The sequence below is a fragment of the Paenibacillus xylanexedens genome, from assembly GCF_007676705.1.
In the GTDB taxonomy this organism is placed as follows: Bacteria; Bacillota; Bacilli; order Paenibacillales; family Paenibacillaceae; genus Paenibacillus; species Paenibacillus xylanexedens_C.
Genome location: NZ_VEBF01000002.1, coordinates 207,675 through 224,087, shown reverse-complemented (window position 1 = coordinate 224,087; position 16,413 = coordinate 207,675). Strand labels below are relative to the sequence as shown.

Sequence of the window (16,413 nt, the reverse complement as noted above, 5' to 3'; positions counted from 1 at the left end):
TTGGTGATGTGAATAAAGAACATACCTTGTTTTCTTTGATGTAAAATAGACAGCATGGACATACCTGAGGAGGAGAATGCGTATGGGACAACATCAACTGCCCAAGACCATGAAGGCGGCTGTCATGACAGAGCCAGGACACATCATTATTGAGGAACAACCTGTTCCCCAACCGGCTGCGGATGAGGTTCTTATTCAGGTGATGGCCGTAGGCGTGTGCGGATCGGATGTGCATTATTTTGAACATGGGCGCATCGGCAGGTTCGTGGTGGAGAAACCGATCATCCTGGGACACGAGTGTGCGGGTATGATTGCTGCAGTTGGCGAGAAAGTATCCCGTCTGAAAATAGGAGATCGGGTTGCCATTGAGCCTGGGGTCACCTGTGGACGTTGCACAGCATGCAAGGAAGGTCGCTATAACCTGTGTCCGGATGTACAGTTTCTGGCGACCCCTCCGGTGGACGGGGCATTTGTACAATACATGACGATGCGCGAAGATATGGTATTCCCGATTCCCGACCATCTGTCCTATGAGGAAGCGGCTATGAACGAGCCATTCTCCGTTGGGATTCACGCGGCTCGCCGGAGCAAGCTGGCTCCGGGTACAACGCTTGCGATTATGGGGATGGGGCCCGTTGGACTGATGGCTGTTGCGGCTGCAAAATCATTTGGCGTAGAGAAGATCATTGTTACGGATCTGGAGGAAGTGCGGTTGGAAGCGGCTCGCCGTATGGGTGCCACGCATACCATTAACGTGCGTAATGAAGATGCACTGGCCGTGATTCGTGAGTTAACCCGTGGTGTCGGTGTGGATACCGCATGGGAAACTGCCGGGAATCCGAAGGCGTTGCAAACGGCTCTGTATTCACTTCGACGTGGAGGCAAACTTGCTATTGTGGGCCTGCCTGCACAGGACGAAATTGCACTGAATGTTCCATTTATCGCAGACAATGAAGTTGATATCTATGGGATATTCCGATATGCCAACACGTATCCTGCAGGGATTGAATTCCTGAGCTCTGGCCAACATGACGTGATGTCTCTGATTACAGATCGTTATTCACTGGAAGAGACACAGCAGGCGATGGAACGTGCATTACACAATAAGAGCGGCAGCCTGAAGGTTATGGTATATCCGAACGGGATATAAGCTCGTACTGAAAGAGTCCTGAACTTCAGGACTCTTTTTTTGTTTTTTTGCAAAATAAAGGAATAGACAAGCTCCCAAAACATGGTATAATTCATGATGATTTTAATATATAAAATGATACACACCATATAGGTGAATACGTACTTAGCGAAAGGAACTGAAGGTTGTGAGAGTACATGAATTTATGATTCACGCTGATTTTCATCGGGATGATCTGATGTCGGTATCTTCTCAAGCATCACGTTTTACCTCGGATATTATCTTGTCGTATATGGAGTCTGAGCATGAGCATCGAGTAGATGTCAAAAGCCTGCTAGGGATGGCGTTACTCCCCATTCGATATGGTAGTGTTGTCAGATTGCAGACAAGAGGCAGGGATGAACTGGAGGCTTTGGAGTACATGCTGAATGTACTGGAGAAAGGGACGGCGTAACACCTGATGAGGTGCAAAATCATAGAAATCATAATTTTTTTAGCTATTCCTCAAATCCTGCTGGTACTTTGTACAAAAAAAGAGTATAATAAAATTTAGTTTGATTCTAAAGAAGTACCCATATTAAAGGAGTGTAAATAGATTATGCCAAAAGTTGACATCCATCCAAAGACACAACTCGTAATTTTTTACGATGCAAGTGCTGATTTCAAATTCCTGAGTTCTTCCACGAAGTTCTCTAACGAAACTATGGAATGGGAAGACGGTAACTCTTACCCAGTAATCCGTGTGGACACTAGCTCCGCATCCCACCCGTTCTTCACTGGTAAACAAAGAAACGTGGATATCGGTGGCCGTGTTGATAAATTTAACCGTAAATACAACATCAACAAATAGTTTGTCCATACATTACAAAAAAACCTCGGGATTCGTCCTGAGGTTTTTTTGTGTACATAACTAGGGGGAAACCTTGTGAGTGATACTTCAAATCGTTATTTGTAACCAGAAATATCCATTTTCATTAAAAATTAATTCAACCAATTATTGCGCTTACAACACAATCGGATGTACACTAGAAAACAGAGTTAGAACATATTGGAGGAGGAAATAGAGATGAGCAGCATCACACATATGGTAACGTTTACACTATACGCAGGTAAAGATACACCGGAGGCGGAAGCCTTTTTGAAGGAAAGTTCAGATGTACTTGCAGTCATTCCTGGGGTAGAGCAGTTTCAGGTTCTGAGACAGGTAAGTGAGAAGAATGAGTTTGACTACAGCTTCTCCATGGTCTTTGCGGATCAGGCTGCGTACGATGCATACAACAACCACCCGGTTCACCGTCAATATGTAGAAGAGCGTTGGGAAAAGGAAGTTAGTCGCTTCCAGGAAATTGATCTCATTCAACATAATCATCAATAATCCCCACACATATTGAAATAAAGCTGAACTGCCATATACAATATACAGCATTTAACAATACTGTATATCTCTCTGAATGAAGTTGATTTGATGAAAATTATAACACTTCACGAAATCGTTTTCGACAAAATGAATTTAAGGAGGCTTTCGTTGTTATGCAATTGGATCTCACAGGAAAAACGGCTCTTGTTACAGGCGCAACCGGACAACTGGGGAGAGTGATCGCCCGCACGTTGGCAGCCTGTGGCGCCAATCTGGCCCTACATTACATCAATAATGATACGAAAGCACGGGAGCTTCAAGGTGAGATTGAGGCATTGGGGCGTCAGGCTGTCATTGTACAGGGAGACATTACGAAGCAAGACACGGCATTCCGGATGCGTGATGAGATCCAGGCTGTTCTGGGCGGAGTGGATATTGTTGTTGCCAATGCAGTCATTCAGTATGAATGGACCACGGTGTTGGAGCAATCTCCTGAAGATTATTTGAGCCAGTTCGAATCTTGTGTCATGCAGAGTGTGTATCTTGCCAAAGCTTTCATTCCGCATATGCAATCGGTCAAAGCCGGTCGCTTCATTGGCATCAATACAGAATGTGCGATGCAAAATTTCGCTCATCAGTCAGCCTACACCGCTGGTAAGCGTGGAATGGATGGCATATATCGCGTGCTGGCCAAGGAAGTTGGCGAGTATCAGATTACCGTAAATCAGGTTGCCCCTGGATGGACGATTAGTGAACGTGATCGCTCCAGTGAGCCCGGACATGATGAGGCATATACGCGTACCGTGCCGCTGAAGCGCAGGGGTGAAGATCAGGAAATCGCCAATGCGGTGGCTTTTCTCGCGTCGGACCTGTCCTCATTTATCACGGGTGCCTATATCCCGGTAAGTGGCGGCAATGTGATGCCTGCCATCTAGTTACCCTTTGGATTCGCGAATGCATATAAATACGAATCAATATAATTTAACCGTAATCCGTTTGTCATTCGACAAGCGGATTTTTTGGCATTTTGTTAACACTGAAATAATGATTTAAGGGGCAGGTTTTTCGTTTCATATATCTAGAAATACATATGATTTGGTTCGGTTTTTAGAAGATTGGGGTATAAGAATAGGTATATTAACAGAGTGGAAACATAATCAAAATGAGCAATTAAAGGAGACCCATCCCTCATGAAAAAAACAGTTGCAGACCTTCTGGTTGAAGCCTTGTTGAACGCTGGCATCAAACGCATATATGGCATTGTTGGAGATTCTTTGAATGCGGTACTCGACTCGATCCGTCGTTCGGGCAAGATTGAATGGATTCATGTACGACATGAAGAAGTGGCAGCATTTGCTGCTGGGGCAGACGCTGAGGTCAGTGGAAGTATCGCTGTCTGCGCAGGAAGTAGTGGACCGGGTAATATGCATCTGATTAACGGTCTGTATGACTGTCACCGCAATCGTGTTCCTGTACTCGCCATTGCCGCACATATCCCAAGTGACGAGATTGGTAGTGAATATTTTCAGGCGACCCATCCGGAGTATCTGTTCCAGGAATGCAGTGATTATTGTGAAGTCATTACGACAGCCAAACAGATGCCGCGTTCCCTGACGATGGCTATTCAGACAGCAGTTGCTCGTTCTGGCGTGTCTGTTGTTGTATTGCCGGGAGATGTAGCTGGATTGGAAGCGGCGGATCTGCCTGTACCTGAGCATGTGTATCATGCGACCCATCCAGTGGTACATCCTTCTGAACCGGAACTGATGAAACTGGCCGAATATCTGAATCAAGGTAAAAAAATCACGTTGTTGTGTGGTGCAGGCTGCGCGGGCGCTCGGGAACCCCTTATGCAGCTCTGTGATCGTTTGAAATCCCCGATGGTTATTGCGCTACGAGGCAAGGAATATTTGGAGTATGACAACCCCTATTCCGTGGGTCTTACGGGTCTAATTGGGTATTCATCCGGTTATCATGCCATGATGGACTGTGATGTACTCTTGATGCTGGGAACGGATTTCCCATATCGTCAATTCTATCCTGAAGATGCGACTGTGCTTCAGGTCGACATTCAATCTTCCCATCTGGGTCGGCGCACGAAGCTGGATTACGGCGTATGTGGGGATGTGAAAGCGACCATTGAAACTTTGCTTCCTTATCTGACAGAAGAACACAGTGACAAACATCTGCGTAAAAGTGTGGATCGTTATGTGAAAGTACGCAAAGATCTGGAAGAGCTTGCGGTTGGGAAACCAGGTAAAAAGCCTATTCATCCACAGTACTTAACCAAGATCATTAGTGATGCCGCAGCCGAAAATGCCATCTTCACCTGTGATGTCGGTACTCCGACAGTATGGGCGGCCCGTTATATCGAGATGTCTCGTAATCGCAGGCTGCTCGGTTCATTCAGTCATGGTACGATGGCAAACGCTTTGCCACAGGCAATTGGCGCTCAGGTCGCTGATCCGGGCAGACAAGTCATCTCTTTGTCGGGTGATGGTGGTATTACGATGTTGATGGGTGATCTGTTGACACTGAAACAGCATAATCTGCCGATCAAAGTTGTGGTATTTAATAATGGAGCACTCGGTTTTGTTGAGCTGGAGATGAAAGCTGCCGGATTCCTGGAATCGGGAACAGAGCTTGTAAATCCCAACTTTGCGATGGTTGCTCAAGCCATGGGCATGGAGGGGATTCGGGTTGAAGATCCCGCTGAATTGGAAGGGGCTGTGCAACGCGCGCTTCAGCATGAGGGTCCTGTGCTGATCGACGTGGTGGTGAACCGTCAGGAATTGTCCTTACCTCCGAAGATTGATATCAAACAGGCGGAAGGATTCACCCTATGGATGATGAAAGCCGTGCTTAACGGACGTGGGGATGAGCTGATTGAATTAGCTAAAACCAACTTGCTACGATAGGCGATTATATGCTTCTTGAAGAGGTTGAGAATATCGATCCTATAGCGTTATATGTTTAAAGAGATGAGCATGCAACACGACATCATGGTGCATGCTCATTCAATATAATGCTGAATGTGTGACAAATGATATAGTATGAATCCATATTATATGATTTGTTTTTATATCGAAAGTCTATTAGAATAGGTAAAGTCAGGAAGGTTTTATGACATTATTGACCTACATATTGTATTGTTACATGTACGAACGTTTCATATCGTATTCATCGATCCAATCACAAGATGACACACACACATGGAGGAGATCAACATGAGTCACGCAGGAAAAGTAGCTATTATTACTGGAGCAGGAAGTGGATTAGGCCAAGCAGCGGCATTGAAATTGGCTGAAAAGGGCGCATCTATTGTTGTCGTGGATCTTGTCGAAGAGACAGGTCTTGAAACGGTTAAGAAGATTGAGAAGCTGGGAAGTAAAGCAATTTTTGTACAAGCAGATGTGAGTAAAGCACCTGAAGTTGAGAATTACGTGAAAAAAGCAGTCGAAGAGTTTGGACGAATCGACATGTTCTTTAATAATGCAGGCATTGCGGGTCCTGGGATCAAGTTGATCGAACATACGATTGAGCAGTTTGACCAGATTATTGATATCAACCTGAGAAGTGTGTTTTACGGGTTGAAGTACGTGATTACGGAAATGCTCAAAACCGGCGGAGGTTCCATTCTGAACACAGCTTCCACTGCTGGTATTGTTGGTGTACCGGCGGTTGCACCTTACGCAGCAACCAAACATGGCGTGGTCGGTTTGACGCGTACAGCTGCAATTGAATATGGCAAGGACAACATTCGTGTAAATGCGATTGCGCCAGGTACAATTGAGACACCGATGGTCGTTCAGTTCGGTAAAGACAACCCTGAAGTGTTCAAGGCAACCGTTGACAGCATTCCATCTGGACGTTTGGGCAGACCCGAAGAGATCGCGAACCTCGTTTCCTTCCTTCTGGGAGATGAAGCGCCATATATTAATGGTGCAGTATATCCGATCGATGGCGCAGTTACAGCCCAATAAGAGTTCAGCTTATCGGCAATAGAATAGCTGTTAAAATGTTTAAAGAGAGGTCACTGTATACGTACAGTGACCTCTCTTTTTGGTTTTTTTGTACTACGAACTCATATCAGGCAGCGTTAGCGATGTATCGGTTTGTGTACTTTTCGCAGATGCTGAACGATACGAGCTTATAACGATGATGATGGCAACAGCGACACCGACAGCTCCAATCCAGGTAATGGACGACAATGAAACGCTGCTGACCGCGATTCCGCCAATACCTGCTCCGGCAGCCATCGCCAGTTGCATCACCGAACTGTTCAGGCTTAGCATAATGCCAGAGGATTCCGGAGCCATGGTGACCAGATTATATTGCTGAGTTGGACCTGAGGACCACGCGGCAAAAGACCACAAAATCAGAACAAGGAAGATTGCAAGATGAGAGCTTGCCGTTATATTCAACAGGACCAGACTCACGATATGCAATGTCATGCCTGTGATTAGCGTTCGTTTGACACCCAATCTGTCAGCACTGAATCCTCCAACTTTCGAACCGATCAGACTTGCTATGCCAAATGCGAGTAAAGCTGAACTGAGTAGTGCTTCGCTCATTCCTGAAACGGATACAAGGTAAGGTGAAATATATGTGTAGGCAATGGAATACCCACCTAACCAGAAAAATGTCACCAGCAGTGCCAGTACAATTCGTGGCTGTTTGAGCAAAGACAGTTGTTTCTTCAATGGAACAGGTGCTTCTGCTTTGGAAGGCGGAATGGCGGCCGCGATCACCAGCATGGCGAGAACGCCAAGAACGGCTATGCCGGCAAAAACAAGCTTCCAATCCCAAGATGCAGCCACAAGCCTTCCGAGCGGAACGCCAACGATCAAAGAAGCCGTAAATCCAGTGATTACTGTGGCGATTGCACTAGCTTGTTTGCCCTCAGCCGCTATTTGGGAAGCGACCGTTAATGCCGTGACAACAACAACGCCCGCGCCTAAAGCCATCAAGACACGTGCTGCGACGAACAAACCATAACCTGGCAACAGATAGGCAAGAACATTAGCTACAACGAATAGACCGAGGAAGTATAGCAACAACTTGCGTCGATCCCAGCGTGATGTCAGCGCAATAATAACAGGTGTACCGAGCGCATATACGAGTGAAAAAATCGTAATGAGCTGTCCGGCAGCGATTAAAGAGATATTCATGGTATCTGCAATGCGATCCAAAATGCCGGCAATGACATATTCGGACGTTCCTACAAGGAAGCTGACCAAGGCAAGAACATAGATTTTGAGCGTAGAAGACATAGAAACATAACCTCTTTCTGATTATAATTATTATATTTTTAGAAATATAGAAATAAAGACAAGAGAACAAGACATGCATACTGTGAATGCAACCAATCTGCAAACAGTGATGTTACAACCGATAATGAATATTGGTTTAAGCGTAAACTTACGTGAACTAGTTCTATCAATAAATGTTGAGTGCTGTTTCAATATTTCTAATTATATAGAAATATAACTCAAATTTTTTATTTATTTAGCAGATAGGGAACAAACTTTTGTGCGGTCTCCGTGTTTAGGCTGTAGTAGATATACGTACCCTTCTTCTGCGATGTGAGCAGGCCGCAATCGGACAGCTGTTTCAGGTGATGAGACAGAGTCGATAGGGCAACCGTAACAAGGCGGCTCTCCAGATCGGCAGGACACAGGTTGCTTTCGCCCGATAGAATCTGAATGATTTTGTAGCGTGTTTGCTCGCCCAGTGCTTTATGAATTTTGACGACTTGTTCAATCTCATTCGAGTTTGATTGCATGATGATCTGTCCTTTCGTCTTTATTTCTTATTTCTAGTAATATGGAAATAAGAGTAGCATATGTCGTTTGAAAAGTAAACTCTCGGACGGAAATTCCATACTTTCTACTGCCTTTGGTTAACAGCCGAAAGTCTGGAGTAACTTCCCCCGAGAGTTATGTGAGTTGTATATTACCGATCCAGAGAATCAACATAGTCTTTGGCTTCCTTCAACGAGAGACCTCGGGCTTCACGCAGTCGTTTGATCGCCATAATTTTTTTCCCTTGTTGTATAAGTGCAAGCAGCTCCTGATCGAGATCAGAAGGCTCTGTTGGACTTGCGTAGGAAGGGGATGCTTCCTTCGGCGACAAGGTGTACTTGAAGTCGGAGCGTGCGCTTGCAGTTGAACCATTCTCCAGACGCTCCACATCTCTTTTCAATTCATTCAGTTGACGTTGCAGGCTCGTGACTCTGAACAGTAACACAAGGATTAGAAGCAAAAAAACGATCCATACCAAGGTGTTCATTTCCATGATGTAATGTGCCTCACTTTCAATTATTCATAGCCATTATTTAAGTTGAACCGGGATTTCCTTGACACCACGAACTATCATGCCTGGTCTCCATTCGAGTTCATTTACGTCAGCCTGTAGCTGCATATTTGGAAAACGATTCAGCAGTGTGCTGACCGCAATCTCACCTTCCAGACGAGCAAGCGGCGCTCCGAGGCAGAGATGAATGCCTGTGCCAAATGCCAGATGCGAACTCTTCTCGCGGGTAATATCAAAGACATCAGGATCTTTGAACTGCTCCTCATCCCGGTTAGCGGAGTCAAGCGCAACGATAACAAGTTCACCTTGAGCAATATGCTGTCCACGGAATTCGATATCTTCCAAAGCCCAACGAGAAGTGCTAAACTCCACTGGTCCGTTGTATCGCAGCATCTCCTCAATGGCGTTGTGAATAAGTTCGGGCTGCTTAATGAGCAGTTCGCGTTGCTCCGGATGCTCCAGCAGGGCAAGAATTCCATTGCCGATGAGATTAACCGTCGTTTCGTGGCCCGCGATGATTAACAAGGAGACTACGCCAAGCAATTCATTTTCAGACAGTTGTTGCCCGGAATCTTCTGCTGTTACGAGCTGACTGATCAGGTCGTTCCCCGGATTTTTGCGTACTTTGGCGAACCAGGCATTGAGGTATTCGGTGAATTCCCTGGCATGCTGTTCAAACATCTCGGCATGTTCCGAGCTGGATGCATCAATGATGGAATTGGACCACATGCGGAACTTGTCCTGATCTTCCAGCGGCACGCCGAGTATCTCACTAATGACGATGATCGGCAATGGAAAAGCAAAGTCGTCAATCAGATTCATTTTCTCTTGGGACGCAAGGTTGTCCAGTAGATTATCCGCGATTTCTTGAATATGGCTTCTCATGTCTGCAATCATCTTAGGGGTGAACGCTTTCTGTACAAGTCCGCGCAGACGGCGATGATCTGGTGGATCGGAAAACAGCATGTTATTGACAAAGATACTTTGATTTTCTGGTCCATAACGTTTGGCGATATCCTTAGTGAAGCGAGGATCTTTCAGGATCTGGACTGCATCCTCGTATCGGGTAATGATCCAGCCAAACTCCCCGTGAGGAAACATGACTCTGAAAACAGGCTCCTCGTTTCTTAACTTTTCATATACCGGGTAAGGGTTGTGTGTGAATTCTTTCGTGAAAAACGCTGGCTTTGAGGACTCGTTGGGTTCATTCGGGTTCAAATGCAAAATCTCCTCTCATATTCCTGCATAATACTTGCACCCTCTATATATTCAATACGTATCGCTTTGAAACCTTGTTTTGATTTGGAGATGGGCTTGCGTCATGATGCGGGTGTATTTATGAATTGCCAACAAAAGCAGGAAAACACAGGAAGATCCAAGAAAATAACAGGAAGAATTCTAAAATGCGCTTGGATTAATATGAAAACGAGGTGAATACTGACATGTCATACGCACAACTTCCCTTGCATCATCACCAGATTCCCGCAAGTCGAATTGTTCTTGGCTGTATGCGGTTTGGGGGTGAATGGGACGGCCTGCCCATAACTTCAGATCTTGTGACGGAGGGTCATCGGGCGGTAGAAGCAGCGATCGAAATAGGCATTAATCACTTTGACCTGGCGGATATATACACACGTGGTAAGGCAGAGCATGTATTGGGCCGAGTTTTATCCGAAACTTCAGGTTTGCGGGAACAGATCATTATACAGTCGAAGTGTGGTATACGTCTTGTGGGTGATGATGAAGGACCACAACGTTATGACACCTCAGGTGCACATATCCTGGCGAGTGTGGACGGTATCTTGGAACGGCTCGGCATCGATTATCTGGATATTTTGCTGCTACACCGTCCTGATCCGCTCGCCCATCCGCAAGAGATTGGGGAAGCACTGGCTGAGCTTCATCAATCCGGTAAAGTGCGTCATTTTGGTGTGTCCAACATGGGTTCTGAACAGATTCGCCTTCTTCAGCTCCATAGTAGAGTACCTCTGATTGTGAATCAGTTGGAGATGAGTTTGGACAAAATCGGATTCGTAGAAGCTGGACTGACGGTGAATCGACCTCAAGCCAGAGACAACGTATTCCCTTATGGCACGATGGAATATTGTCAGGCAGAACATATTCAACTTCAAGCTTGGGGTCCACTTGCGCAAGGTAGATTTACTGGCAGGATCGTAGAGGGACAACGTCCGGAGATTGAGCTTACGGCTCAATTGGTTGATCGAATGGCCAAGGAACGTGGTGTTACATCCGAATCCATCGTACTGGCTTGGTTAATGAAGCATCCGGCAGGCATTCAACCCGTGATTGGTTCGATTCGGCCAGAACGTATTCTTGCATGTCGTGATGCGACGAAGGTTGAGCTTACCCGATATGAGTGGTATGAACTGTATTCGGCTTCATGTGGGCGCAGAATGTAATCAGGGACATCTGAGAGATGAGTTATATCCGATCACAATTCTTAGAAAGTTGGCCGTAAGTTAAGCATATAAGAAGACACAGGTTGCTGGCCTGTGTCTTCTTTGTAATGTTCGGCTTCATTTGGTTGAAACACAATACGGGAAGTGTAATGAATCATAAGGTCATATGGCCTACAATACGAACACATTTGCAATAAGCGTACTTATTCGGTGCCGAAACCAGAGTGTGGGCACGACTCTATCAATATTTCACCTTCATATTTGTGCTAGAGGCTATGTCCATGGACTTAGGAAAAGTGCTGATAAGAAGGACGTTTCAACCATTTTTACCGTTTTACCGGGTAGTTGTTGGAGTGCTGTGATAAAATGATAGGAATAAGAACATACGATCTGTTTATGTGAGAGGAGACACCTTGACGATGGAGATGCTTAAACCACCCGCCGAGATATTATACGAGGCAGAATTACGTGCACTGCGAGAGGAGGATCAGGGGAAACGGCCCCCCAACTGGCTGTTATCTCCCGCCTATGTGCGCGATTTCATTATTGGCAGGGATAAGCCTGCCATTTTGAATGGAGAAGAGATCCCAATTACCCGCAAATTTTATGGCAATGATGTGCTGATTGAACGTGCAGTGGTCACTCTGGCAGGCAATCGGGGTTTAATGCTTGTGGGAGAACCCGGGACAGCCAAAACCATGCTTAGTGAACTGCTGACCGCAGCGATCTCCGGAACCAGTCTGAATACGATTCAAGGTACGGCAGGCACAACGGAAGATATGATCAAGTACTCATGGAATTATGCCATGCTGCTCGACAAAGGCCCTTCGGAAGCTGCGCTTGTACCATCGCCGTTATATAACGGAATGAAGAAAGGCATTCTTACCCGTTTTGAAGAGATTACACGTTGTCCCGCTGAAGCTCAGGATAGTCTGATCAGTATTCTCAGTGACAAGGTCATGAGCATTCCTGAATTGGACGGCGGTGTACTGTTTGCCCAACCGGGGTTTAACGTGATTGCTACAGCCAATATTCGGGATAAAGGTGTAAATGAAATGAGTGGTGCGTTGAAACGTCGGTTCAATTTCGAAACGATCAAGCCCATTCATAACGTCAAGATGGAAGCCGAAATTATTGAATCCCAGGCACGAAACCTGTTATTACATAGTGGAATTGAGATTGACATTAACTCGGATGTGGTTGAATTGTTGGCTACGACATTCATGGAACTGCGCACCGGCATGACACGGGAAGGTTATAAGCTGGATACTCCTCAAGCATCGATGAGCACGGCAGAGGCAGTGTCTGTCTATGTCCAGAGTGCGATGACTTCTTATTATTACGAAGATAAGGCTATTGCGCTGGATCGGTTGGTGCAGAACATGCTGGGGACTATCGCAAAGGAAAACGACAAGGATCTGTCCATTCTCAAAACCTACTTCTCCAAGGTCGTAAAAGAGCGTTCCAGGGAAGAGGGAATGTGGAAGGACTATTATGAGGAGAGAAAATGGATCGGTTAACAGCAGTAATAGACGCTGATGTGAATCAGTTACAGTCCTTGTTCGAGACCCAGGTATATAACTTGAGTAACCCTACCGTCTATTATCCAATAAGACACCATAGCCCTGCATGTTCGTATCACTTGTTACGATTAATTGGGGAGTACAAGCCGGATATCATTTTGATTGAAGGACCGGAGAGCGGTAATCCATTAATTTCAGTGCTCAGTGATGAGGCAACCATACCTCCTGTCAGCCTGTACTATACCTATGAGAGTAAAATGGAGAGAGAAGCCTGCTATTATCCGATGCTTCGTTATTCTCCTGAATATGTCGCGTTGAAAGAAGCAGCGCGTCTGGACATTCCGGCAAAGTTTATTGACCTGGACTATCATCATTTCTCCAGTCGTGCTTCCAAGTCCGGGCAGACAGACCAAAAGGAGATTTCCATCCAGGATGAAACCTTGCTAGCAGGGTCTGAGTTCATTAGCCGGTTGTGCCAAAAAACAAACTGCCGCAGTTTTGATGAATTGTGGGAAAAAGTGTTTGAGATTGGTGGTCTGGAGAAATCCACTCAGGAGTTCGTACAGGGTGTATTCACGTATTGTACGTTATCCCGAATGTGCTATTCCACGGAACGATTACAATCTACAGGTGATCTGGCAAGGGAAGCGCATATGAGACAACGTATTAAACAAGCGGTACAGGAACATGACCGTGTGCTGGTCATTACCGGTGGATTTCATACGTATGGACTGTTGATGTCTGAAAAAAATGAATCGGACTTGGAACGGCTGAAGATGGATAAACAACAGGTGGATCAACCTCTGGTTGAACAAGAGACGTATCCAAAAGATACGGATGATCCAACTGCGGTTCATCAACAGATGTACCCGATGGTCTATACCTTTGCTGAAGCAGATCGGCTCAATGGTTATGCGAGCGGCATGCCTTATGTGAATTATTACGATCAGATCTGGAACCAGCTCACTCGCAAGAAGAGTACACCGTATAATCTAACGGCTCTGGACTTGTTATCCCGACTGATGCGCCAATTACGGGACGGTCACGAACATGTATCAACCAGCGATGCGATTGAGGCGTACAGCATGATTCAGGGTCTTGCGGGACTTCGGGGTAAACGGGAAGGTGGCGTCTACGAGTTGATGGATGCAGCACTCTCTTCCTTTGTGAAGGGGGAGCTTACCTTGGCGACCGATAAACCTCTGCAAGAGTTACAGCAGTTATTGACAGGAGACGTCATTGGAAGCGTGGCTCCGAATTCATTCAGTATTCCGATCGTAGAGGATTTCAAGGCGCGTTGTACAGGGTACAAACTGCAGATTCGCACAACAGGACAACACAAGAAAGTACTGGATCTGTATGCGAAACCGGAACACCGCCAAATAAGCCAATTGTTTCAATGCATGATGTATCTGGTTCCGGAATTCGCCAAACGACAATCCGGGCCGGACTGGATTGCAGAGCGTGACATGAATCTCGTACGCGAAACCTGGGTGTATATGTACTCATCCCGCATTGAAGCCAGATTGATAGAGAACTCTCTCTATGGCGGAACGCTTGCCGGAGCGGCTACACGCAAAATGGAAGAACAGATGCAGGAAATACCGGATCATCACAGTGGTGAACTTGCCCGACTCATGCTTCAAGCGCTGCTTATGGGACTTCAAGATACCGCGATGAAACTCTATGAACAGGTCCGCTCAGCGCTGAGAACCGACGGGAATTTTCTATCCTTATGTAACAGTCTGCATGTCTTGAACCGAATTCATCAACACCAGAGACTTTTGGGTTTGTCTGACGAGAAACATCTCCCTGATCTGGTATCCGAAGCTTACAGGAACGCTGTAGACAAACTGCTACAGCTCTCCAGAGCCAATCCGGATGAACATGAAGCCATTATTCAGGGGCTGAAGCTGCTAGCCATGCTCGCGGAGTCATCAGAGGAGCGTTTTCAGAATGAGACATTCCGAATTCACCTGAGCGAACTTCTGTCTGATCACCAGCTTCCGGCTCAACTGGAGGGTGTGTGTGTGGCCATCTCCTCAGGACTCGGTGACAGGCCCAGGGAAGAGATTGTTGATCGCGCAAGCGGGTATATCCGTGGAACACCGGATCAGACCCGTCAAACGGCACTTTTTTTACAGGGAGTGTTCTCTGTAGCACGTGACGCTTTTTTATATGAAGATCAGCTGTTATCCGAGTTGAACTATCTGATTGAACAGCTCTCATATGACGACTTCATCAGTATGGTACCGGAATTGCGGCTGGCATTTACCTACTTTACACCAATGGAGACGGGTTTAATTGCTGAGCGTGTGGCAAGTCTGCATCAGGTTGAACCGGAGGAGATGTTAAGGCCTGCGGTAGATGAGCAGATGCTCATTCAATCCAAAGCATGGGATGAAGCGCTTCGAAAGGAGTTCGCCGCATGGAAGCTAATATGAATAAAGCGAATCGGATAACGGAAGAAACCAGAGAAACGGACGAGATTTCCAATCCGGATGGAAGCAACCAAGAGTCTCGACAGTCTGTTGAAACCTTGAATCGGTGGCGTCTGATTCTGGGTGAATCTGCTGAAGAAGGATTGTGCAATACAGACCAATATACGTCGGATGAATTTCAATATACGGAAATGGATGAGATTCTGGGTTATCTGTATAACCGTGAATACGGTGAAGAACAAGGTTACCGAAAAGAGGGCGGACGCGGTGCGTCTAACCTGACTGTACCGAAATGGTTGCACAAGGTCAGGGACCTATTCCCGAAACCAACGGTAGAAATATTGGAGAAGCAGGCGCTTGACCGCTATGGGCTGACAGAATTATTAACGGACAAAAAGCTGCTCGAATCCCTTGAACCCAACATGAATCTGCTCAAGAACATTATGCAGTTCAAAGGTCGGATGAAAGGTGATGTGTTAAAGAGTGCCAAGGAGATCGTGCGAACTGTGGTTGAAGAGCTCCGCAGCAAGCTGGAGTCTCAGACCCGAGCCAGCATCATGGGCAAGCGCAGTCGCTATACCTCCAGTTCAGTGCGTTCCTTGCGCAATCTGAATTTCAAACGAACCATCACCAAGAACCTTAAGAATTACGATAAAAACAAGCGCAGATTTGTAATTGATCGTCTGTATTTCGATGGGAATATACAGCCGCATAACAAGTGGAACATCATCATTGGTGTGGACGAAAGTGGCAGTATGCTGGATTCAGTCATCTACAGTTCGGTGATGGCCAGTATCTTCTACCGTTTGAATGCGTTGCGCACCCAATTATTCATATTTGATACGCAGGTTGTTGATCTGAGCGACAGACTGGAAGACCCTGTAGATGTACTTATGAATGTACAGCTGGGCGGGGGGACACATATTACCAAAGCGTTGCGATACGGCGAGACGCTAATCGATAATCCGGGCAAAACCATCTTTATTCTGGTCAGTGATCTGGAGGAAGGGTACCCGATTGCGCAGATGTACAAAGCTTGTAAAGATATCATCGATGCAGGATGCAAGCTGCTGGTTCTCACGGCACTCGATTTTAACGGGGATTCCGTCTATAACAAACACGCAGCACAGACGTTAACGAATATGGGAGCGCATGTAGCAGCGATTACGCCTAACGAACTCGCCGATTGGATTGGCGAGATCATCACTTAAATTCAAGGAGGAATGTG

The 16,413-nt window shown here is 46.2% G+C and carries 15 protein-coding genes; 11 read left to right on the top strand and 4 right to left on the bottom strand.

Translation table 11 applies throughout. The features are described from left to right. The first annotated feature begins 76 nt into the window (after positions 1-76). From FS628_RS10910 to FS628_RS10880, 7 genes are all read left to right on the top strand, one after another. On the top strand, positions 77-1,150 hold the full coding sequence (locus tag FS628_RS10910) for an NAD(P)-dependent alcohol dehydrogenase (protein ID WP_440131275.1): 1,074 nt from the start codon (positions 77-79) through the stop codon (positions 1,148-1,150). Positions 1,151-1,316: 166 nt separating this feature from the next. Beyond that, a complete protein-coding gene (locus FS628_RS10905) occupies positions 1,317-1,583 on the top strand; it encodes an HPr family phosphocarrier protein (protein ID WP_260871008.1) in 267 nt (88 codons plus the stop codon). 144 nt (positions 1,584-1,727) lie between these two features. Continuing rightward, positions 1,728-1,979: a type B 50S ribosomal protein L31 gene (locus FS628_RS10900; RefSeq protein ID WP_062834756.1), complete on the top strand. Its 252-nt coding sequence runs from the start codon at positions 1,728-1,730 to the stop codon at positions 1,977-1,979. Positions 1,980-2,195: 216 nt separating this feature from the next. Then, positions 2,196-2,504, top strand: a complete 309-nt coding sequence (locus tag FS628_RS10895) for a Dabb family protein (protein WP_186327793.1) — start codon at positions 2,196-2,198, stop codon at positions 2,502-2,504. 155 nt (positions 2,505-2,659) lie between these two features. Then, entirely contained in the window at positions 2,660-3,421 is a 762-nt protein-coding gene (locus FS628_RS10890) for an SDR family NAD(P)-dependent oxidoreductase (RefSeq protein WP_145321819.1), read from the top strand. 255 nt (positions 3,422-3,676) lie between these two features. Further along, positions 3,677-5,404, top strand: coding sequence for a ubiquinone-dependent pyruvate dehydrogenase (gene poxB, locus FS628_RS10885; protein ID WP_145321817.1), 1,728 nt, complete (start codon positions 3,677-3,679; stop codon positions 5,402-5,404). Between the two features lie 309 nt (positions 5,405-5,713). Next, complete coding sequence (locus FS628_RS10880; protein ID WP_145321815.1) at positions 5,714-6,469, top strand: SDR family NAD(P)-dependent oxidoreductase; 756 nt, start codon at positions 5,714-5,716, stop codon at positions 6,467-6,469. 93 nt (positions 6,470-6,562) lie between these two features. Here FS628_RS10880 and FS628_RS10875 read toward each other — a convergent pair whose 3' ends face one another. The 4 genes from FS628_RS10875 to FS628_RS10860 form a co-directional block, all read right to left on the bottom strand. Further along, a complete protein-coding gene (locus FS628_RS10875; RefSeq protein WP_145321813.1) occupies positions 6,563-7,759 on the bottom strand; it encodes an MFS transporter in 1,197 nt (398 codons plus the stop codon). A 227-nt stretch (positions 7,760-7,986) separates the two neighbouring features. Next, on the bottom strand, positions 7,987-8,271 hold the full coding sequence (locus tag FS628_RS10870) for an ArsR/SmtB family transcription factor (RefSeq protein WP_036613842.1): 285 nt from the start codon (positions 8,269-8,271) through the stop codon (positions 7,987-7,989). 170 nt (positions 8,272-8,441) lie between these two features. Further along, positions 8,442-8,783, bottom strand: coding sequence for a ribosomal protein L7/L12 (locus FS628_RS10865; RefSeq protein WP_145321811.1), 342 nt, complete (start codon positions 8,781-8,783; stop codon positions 8,442-8,444). Between the two features lie 36 nt (positions 8,784-8,819). Beyond that, complete coding sequence (locus FS628_RS10860; protein ID WP_145321808.1) at positions 8,820-10,019, bottom strand: cytochrome P450 family protein; 1,200 nt, start codon at positions 10,017-10,019, stop codon at positions 8,820-8,822. Positions 10,020-10,243: 224 nt separating this feature from the next. Between FS628_RS10860 and FS628_RS10855 the strand changes: the two genes are divergently transcribed. From FS628_RS10855 to FS628_RS10840, 4 genes are all read left to right on the top strand, one after another. Beyond that, positions 10,244-11,221: an aldo/keto reductase gene (locus FS628_RS10855; RefSeq protein ID WP_145321806.1), complete on the top strand. Its 978-nt coding sequence runs from the start codon at positions 10,244-10,246 to the stop codon at positions 11,219-11,221. A 419-nt stretch (positions 11,222-11,640) separates the two neighbouring features. Next, positions 11,641-12,741 (top strand): ATP-binding protein, encoded by a 1,101-nt coding sequence (locus tag FS628_RS10850; protein ID WP_145321804.1) that lies wholly within the window; start codon positions 11,641-11,643, stop codon positions 12,739-12,741. After that, the gene (locus tag FS628_RS10845) at positions 12,729-15,188 is read left to right on the top strand and encodes a DUF5682 family protein (protein ID WP_145321802.1); all 2,460 of its coding nucleotides are present in this window, start codon (positions 12,729-12,731) and stop codon (positions 15,186-15,188) included. The genes FS628_RS10850 and FS628_RS10845 overlap by 13 nt, the downstream gene beginning before the upstream one ends. Further along, a complete protein-coding gene (locus tag FS628_RS10840) occupies positions 15,173-16,396 on the top strand; it encodes a VWA domain-containing protein (protein WP_260871007.1) in 1,224 nt (407 codons plus the stop codon). Before FS628_RS10845 ends, FS628_RS10840 begins: the two co-directional genes overlap by 16 nt. The last annotated feature ends 17 nt before the right edge of the window (positions 16,397-16,413 follow it).